General features: G+C 70.4%; 4 protein-coding genes. 2 read left to right on the top strand and 2 right to left on the bottom strand.

What is annotated here, in order from left to right; all coding sequences use genetic code 11:
- Nucleotides 1–158: 158 nt before the first annotated feature.
- On the bottom strand, nucleotides 159–1295 hold the full coding sequence (locus DLJ59_RS01110; RefSeq protein ID WP_124770659.1) for an IS701 family transposase: 1137 nt from the start codon (nucleotides 1293–1295) through the stop codon (nucleotides 159–161).
- A 137-nt stretch (nucleotides 1296–1432) separates the two neighbouring features.
- On the opposite strand from DLJ59_RS01110, the gene DLJ59_RS01105 reads away from it, so the two are divergent.
- The gene (locus tag DLJ59_RS01105) at nucleotides 1433–2269 is read left to right on the top strand and encodes an IS5 family transposase (RefSeq protein WP_124770658.1); all 837 of its coding nucleotides are present in this window, start codon (nucleotides 1433–1435) and stop codon (nucleotides 2267–2269) included.
- Between the two features lie 44 nt (nucleotides 2270–2313).
- The gene (locus tag DLJ59_RS01100) at nucleotides 2314–6714 is read left to right on the top strand and encodes a protein NO VEIN domain-containing protein (RefSeq protein ID WP_124770657.1); all 4401 of its coding nucleotides are present in this window, start codon (nucleotides 2314–2316) and stop codon (nucleotides 6712–6714) included.
- A gap of 5 nt (nucleotides 6715–6719) precedes the next feature.
- On the opposite strand, the gene DLJ59_RS01095 is transcribed toward DLJ59_RS01100, so the two are convergent.
- Entirely contained in the window at nucleotides 6720–6908 is a 189-nt protein-coding gene (locus DLJ59_RS01095; RefSeq protein WP_148096918.1) for a hypothetical protein, read from the bottom strand.
- Nucleotides 6909–7132: the final 224 nt, after the last annotated feature.

Genomic DNA, 7132 nt, shown 5'->3' with positions numbered 1-7132 from the left:
TCGCCCTCGCGGTCAACAACCGGCCCCGCAAGAGCCTTGGCTGGAAGACCCCGGCCGAGGTCTTCGCCGAGCAGTTAAGCTCGCTGGAACAGCCCGGTGTTGCAACGACCGATTGAACTCGCCCAATCTTCGGACCTCCGGTACCGTGTAGCCGATCATCATGTCGTCGCCTGAGCTGGATCCCCTTTTGCGGTAAGGGATCGGGCCACCGACAGCCAGGCGTGGGCGGCCATGGACAGGGTGATGTGGGCGTACCAGGCCCGCCAGTCACGGACCTGGTACTCGTCGAGGCCGGCTTCGTTCTTGGCTTGCTGGAAGCACTCCTCGATCGCCCACCGTGCCCCCGCGATGCGGGCCAGGTCGACCAGGCGGGTGCGGCGGGGCCCGTAACAGACGTAGTACGCGATCTCCCCGGTCGTCATGCTGCGCCGGGCGAGCAGCCAATGCCCCCGGCCCGGTTGCCAGCAGATACGCACCGGCACCCGCGCCCACCAGTATTCGCGCGGGCCGTGCGCACCGGCGCCGGCGGACAGCCGGCACCACGCCCGCGCTGGCAGAGCAGCGATCAGATCGTCCGCGCGGGCCTGACCCATCGTGGTGGTGATCATGTCGTCGTTGCGGCGGGTCGCGACCACATAACCCACATCCCGGTGTTCCAACCAGACCCGCAGGGATTTCGACTGGCCGTAGGCCTCGTCCATCGTCACCCACCCGACGGGCACCCCGGCATCCAAGGCTCGGGCCAGCATCTGGCGGGCCATCTGGACCTTCGTGGCGAACTGCACCTCGTCCGGGATCCCCGCGTCCCGGCACCGATCCCGGTCATCGGTCCACGACGCCGGAAGGTAGAGCTGCCGGTCGATCAGCGCGTGTCCCTTCGCCGACCGGTAGGCCAGGAACGTCCCGACCTGGCAGTTCTCCGTCCGACCAGCGGTGCCCGAATACTGGCGCTGCACCCCGGCCGACCGGGTGCCCTTCTTCAGGAACCCGGTGTCGTCGACGATCAACACACCAGCCGGGTCGCCAAGGTGCTCGACGACGTAGTCCCGCACGTCGTCACGGACCGCGTCGACGTCCCAATCCGCCCACCGCAACAACCGCTGCATACCGTCCGGCGACACATCCCCGGCCTGCTCAGCCAGAGTCCAGCCATTCTTCCGGCCCAGACCCGACACCAGCCCACACAGGTACTGACGCACCCGCCGCCGCGGCTCAGACCGCCGAAACCGAGGCCCGATCCGGGCATGCAACCGGTCCAACTCGCCATGCCACTGATCGACATCAACGTCCGTCACAGTCGGACCAACGAACGCGAGCCGAACTCGATTCGCCTACTGCCGTTGCAGTATTAGAGCGCGTTTGGTATCAGGTTTGGTCGGGCGTGTCGCACAGGGGGTCCGATCGATGAAGGTGGCTCGATCGATGGACAGGCATGGATCGAGTGCGGCGGTACCCGTCTGACCTGACCGACGCCGAGTGGGAGATCATCGAGCCGATGCTGCCGTCTCCGCAGTGGATGGGCAGACCAGAGAAGCATCCCCGCCGGGCGGTCATCGACGCCATCTTGTACGTGGTGCGCACCGGTTGCGCGTGGCGGTACCTGCCGGTCGACTTCCCGCCGTGGCAGACCGTGTACGCGCACTTCACCCGGCTAAACAGGCGTGGCGTGACCGAGCGGATCCTGACCGAGCTACGCGAGCAGATCCGGGTTGCTCACGGCCGTGACCCGGAGCCGACGGCGGGGATCATCGACTCGCAGAGCGTCAAAGGCGCCGACACCGTGCCCCGCGGCTCGCGCGGTTACGACGCTGGGAAGAAGATCAACGGCCGCAAGCGGTTCATCGTCACCGACACCCTCGGCCTGCTGGTCACCGTCTGGGTCTTGGCCGCGTCCTGGCAGGACCGCGACGGCGCCAAAGGAGCCCTGCTCGCCACCTACGCTGCCACGCCGATTCGGCACGTCTTCGCCGACACCGGCTTCGCCGGTCGCCTCGTCGACTGGGCCCGCGACCTGCTACGCACCACCGTCGAGATCGTCCGCAAACCCGCCCACCAGCAAGGCTTCGTCGTGCACCCCCGCCGCTGGGTCGTCGAGCGGACCCTGGCCTGGATCACCGCCCACCGACGCCTGGCCCGCGACTACGAAACCCACCGCGCAACGTCCGAGGCCATGATCCGATGGGCCGCCCTCAGCGGCATGCTCCGCCGCCTCACCCGAGGCCAAGCCGCCACCCGCCAACAACGCCTCACCTACAACACACCCGACTGACAGCAATGTGAAACGCGCTCTTAGAACGGGTCGAGCGGATTACGGTGCGAACGCGAGCCGCTGACGGCGACGAATCGGTCCAGGCGCTGACCAGGACGTCTCGGCCGGTCGGCGACAGGACCGAGGAGATCCGGCTCCAGGACGGCAGGACCTTCCTGCTGCTGCGCCGCCCGGTTCCAGAGGCCGCTATGCGGACCGCGATCGAGAGTAGCCGCCTTAACTCCCGCTGGGCCCGCTGGGAGGGCGACGCCGAGGTGTGCGTCGCCGTCCCGCTCGGCGAACCCCTGGACCAGGGCCGGTTCTACACCTTCCTGCCGATGGAGGAGGCGGCGCCGCTGCCGGCCTTCGTCAACGCGCCGTTCTTCGCCCAGCTCGACCGCAAGAGCATGAACGCGGCGGTGCCGCTGAACGACATGCTGCTGAGCCAGGTCGCGGCCCTGTGCGCGGACGCAGTTCGTGGCGGTTCCGCGCTGCCTGGTGGGGTTTCGCTCGACCTGGCCTGCTGGCAGCAAGCGGCGCTGCCCCGGCTGGTGGCGGCCTTCGGTGAGGACGAGGTACCGCTCACCGGCGTGCCGCTGGTCCCTGCTCTGGGGGTTGTGGATGAGCGGGTGCCGCTCGACGGGGTCAAGCTGTGGCGCGGCAAGGGCACCACGATCAGCGCGGAGGCGGTGGCCGCCACCGGTGTCGCGCTCGCCGACAGCTCCCTGGGCCCGGTGCGGACCAAGCGCGCCGAGACGCTTGCCCGGCACCTCGGCCTGCGACTCGCGGCCACCTCGGCGGAGCTCGCCGCCTGGGCCGAGGCGGTGGCCGCCGACCTGGCCCTGGACGACGCGAACCCGGCGGTGTGGGCGGGCTTCTACGACGACCTCGCCGCCGAGCTGCGCGATTTCCCGGAACAACTGCGAGGGCGGCGGGTCCTGATCGGCGAGCGGAGACGGTTGCTGCCGGTCACCGACGAGCTGCGGGTTTTCGTACGCCCGGACGGCGAAGCCGCCGCACCACCCGCCGCCGTCCATGCCCGCCTGGCCTTCCTGCTGCCTGGGATCTGGCGCGTATCGGAACGGCCACGCCGCCCGGGCCGGGAGTGGTTGGAGAACCGGAGACTGGTCCGCGAGTACCACACCGAGACGGTCCTTGACCTGATCGGCGCCGCCATGCGAGCCCTCGCGCCGGACGACCACGGAGCCCTGCGGGAGTGCCTGGACTTCGCCTTCGACGTCTGGCACCGGGCCACCAGGGAGGTCAGCCCGAGCGTGGTGCGCGACGCGAACCTGCTGGTTCCGACTGCGGCCGGCTGGCGGAAGGCCCAAACCGCCACCTTCGGCGCCGGCTGGGGCGGCCCCACCGCCGACACGGACGCCCAGCTCGCCAGACTGCTCGCCACTGCCGCCGAGGTCTCCGGCGACCTCGCCCGAGTCGCGGAGGCGTGCACGACCCCGACCCACCTAAAAGTCGACGATCCGGACGCGTGGCGCGAATTCCTGGAAGCGGCCGGAGTACGCCACGGGCTCACACCCCTGTACTACCCGAAACGGGTCTTCGAACTGCGCGGCGAACAGGTGGCGAACCCCGCCGCGGCACCCCTGCCCGGAGTCGATCTTCCGGCCGCCGACAAATGCACCTGGCGTGAGGTGGCCGCCGGGTGGAAACGGTGGCTGCCTCAATCACGGACGGTCCGCTACCGGCCCGCCACCGATGTCGCGGTCCTACCAGGACAGGGCGATTGGCTGCCCTTCAGCCCTGAGGCCCGGCGGATCTACGCCGAGTTGATCCTGCGCGGGCTTGAGGTCTGGCCCGACTCCGTCCTGGAGATCTTTTTCGAACGGGCCACCGACAGCAGCAGGGCGGCCTGGCCGACTTTCGTCTCCTCGTTCCTGGCCACTGCGGACTGGATCCCGCAGACCACGCCCGGCCAGCGCGGCCAAGTCACCCTGGCCGTCCCGGCGGACGCGTGGTGGGTCCGGGACGAGGCGACCCCCGACTATCTGCGCGCCCAGCCGCACGCGCTGCGGAGCCTGGCTACCCCGCGCGTGCTGGAGCGGCTGCGAAGGGCCGGAGTCCGCTTCTGGGACGACCCGGCGAGCGCCCGCAGCCGCCTGAACGAGCTGACTGGCCTTGTCGACGGGCACACGGCGGTGAACCCGGCCGTGCGCAAGGCCTACGAGGAGGCCTGGAACGAGATCGCCGAGGGCGCCGAGCCGCCCGGGAGCGTGCTGGTCACCCGGCAGTCCCGGCTGGAGGTCGCGGACCTGCGGGCCGAGGGCGAACCGGTCTACGTCTGCGACGAGAAGGGTGCCGCCAAGGAACGCCTGCTCCAGCAGACTCCGGTCGCGATGCTGGCGATCCGGTCCCGGCCGCTCGCCGAACGGGTCCGCCGCCGTCTCCTGGGGACCGGCCCGAACCGGCTCGTGCCCACCTCCGAGGTCGCCGTCGACGTCATCGGGGACGGCGTGCCCGCCGCGGACCTGCCGTTTCGTGATCTCGGTGCTTTCGGCGGCGACTGGCTGCCCACTCTTGTGCTCGGCTGCCTGGAGGTTCAGCAGAGCTCGTTCCGGGCCGTCACCGTCCAGCGCCTGGTTAACGTCGACCGGGCACTGTCCCGCTGTCGGCTCGCCACCGCCACCTCGGTCGTCGCGCACATCGGTCCGCACCGGATCGCCGCCGGTGACTCCGGCGCCCTGTCTTTCCTGCTCGACAACGGCGACCACCCGCGCATGGTGGTGCTCGCCCTCGAACCGGACCGGTGGACGGTCCTCCAAGCGGCGAGCGGTGCCCTCGCCGAGCTGGCCGGTGACCCGCAGTTGGAGCCGTCGCTGCGGCTCGCGCTCGTCGACCTGCGCCAGCGCTGCGGCGAGGCGACCCCGGTGATCGCCGACATCGCCGCCGTCCTGCGGGTGCCGCCATGTGATCTGGAGGCGGCCGTCGCCGGAGCCGTCACCCGGTACGCCGACCATTCCGCCGTCGTTGCCGTGCTCGCCTGCGTCGATCTGGATGTGGCCCAGGAACTGCGGGAACACAGTGACGGCTTCGGCGGGCGCGACGAGTTGCGCGCCTGGCTCGCCGCTACCGGAGTGGACGCCGACCGGGTGCTCGCCCTCGCCGACCGTAACGACCCGCTCGCCGCGATCACCGAGCTTGGCGTCTCGCTGGAGAAGGCCAACCTGGCCTTCCGGCTCTGCGGACTGCCGCCGCTGCACCGCCGGGGCGGGCACGCCCGGCAATTTGAGGCGTTCCGGCAGCAGCACCGGGCGGCCATCTTGGACCAGCTGAGGGACCGCTTCCTCCCGGTCGCCGGGCGGGGCGAGCCGCTGACCGGCTACCTGAGCCTGCGCGACCTGCGGGGTCTGACTGCCGACGAGAGGTGGCTCGACCACTACTGGGAGCTGCCTGAGGAGGTGATGCACGAGCGGGTCGATGCCTGGCTCGACGAGGGTGCGCCGCCCGCGTCAGCGGAGGAGAGCGGGCTGCCGCCGGTCGACACGCTGCGCGAGCACGGCCGCCGGGTCGCCGTCCGGGCGGTGACCAGTGCCCGGCTGGTGGTGGAGGCGTGGTCGCACCGATCGCCGGAGCCGGCCACCGGCCGCCCGGGCAACCCGGAGACGGTCGCGTCGGAGATGGCCGAGGCCGGAGCGCTAGACTTCAAACGGATCGGCCAGGACGACGTGATCACCTGGCTCGCCGAGCACGGGCAGTGGCCGGCGGCGATGCCCCTTACCACCGCGCCGGCCCGGCTTAAGCTCTCCGAACAGGACCTGACCCTAGCCGGGGAGCGATTGCAGCAGGCCTCGGTAGTGCGCCACCGCAACTCGGTGACCACGGTCTACGGCGGCCGCAAGTACGGCCAAGAGGCCGAGGAGACGCAGGCTTTCATCGACGCGGTGCGGGGTTCCGTACCCCCCGATGTTTTGAACACCCAGCCGCTGCCCGCGGCCCTGCCGCCCATGCCGCTGCCCGCACCATCCTCCGGCCGCGCCCGCGGCGGCTCCGGTTGGCAGGTCACCTCGGCACCACCCGAGGTGACCGCTCGAATCGGGCTTGCCGGCGAGCTGATTGCCGGCGAGTGGATCGAGCACCACTTCCGGTTGCCACCCGAGGTCACCTGGGTCTCCGCTAACCGCCGCAGCCGCTTCCCCGACGGCCGGGCCGACGACACGCTCGGCTACGACTTCGAGGTCCCGCTAGGCGACCGGCGGCTGCTGATCGAGGTCAAGGCCACCAAGGAGGCGGCCGCTCAGATCACTCTCGGTGAGTCGGAGGTACGCACCGCCCAGAGCCTCGAACCGCACGAGGAGTACTGGATCCTCTTCGTCACCCACGCCCTCGAACCCGAGCGGCACCGGGTCCACGTCCTGCCGAACCCGCTGGCGCCGGGTGGCCTCACCCACTACCAGGTGGCCGGGCACAGCCTGCGACTGCTGTTCCAGCTGCCCGGCGCCACGTCGTGAGCCGATCAGTCGGCGTGCAGGGCCGTCTTCAGCTCGGTCTTCGGGTCGATCGGACCCAGCTTCGGGGTCTGGAGGCGCAGGCCGTTCAGTAGCCCGTTCCAGGTCCCGGGACACTGTTGCGCCGGGAGACCGGCAGGCCCCGTGTCGTGGCCGAGGAGCAGGCCGGCGCCGCCCTGCTGGAAGGTTGGTAGCACCCCACCTGGCAAGGCCAGCTCGCCGACCGCCGAACGCCGTCTCGCCCTGCAGGCCTTACCTACTGGCAGCTACCGACATACCTTCGTCACCGCATCGCTGTCAATCCCCTGGAATCGTGGAGGACTCGGTTAGGCGGCCTGGTTCTCCAGGACGTGGGTGGTTGATCGTTCGTAGTCGATCGGTGAGCGTCCGTCGCAGACGGAATGGCGGCGTCGGCGGTTGT

The organism is Micromonospora inaquosa (assembly GCF_003857055.1).
In the GTDB taxonomy this organism is placed as follows: Bacteria; Actinomycetota; Actinomycetes; order Mycobacteriales; family Micromonosporaceae; genus Micromonospora; species Micromonospora inaquosa.
The sequence above is the reverse complement of the archived record's forward strand: the minus strand, read 5'-3'. Positions and strand labels throughout refer to the sequence as shown.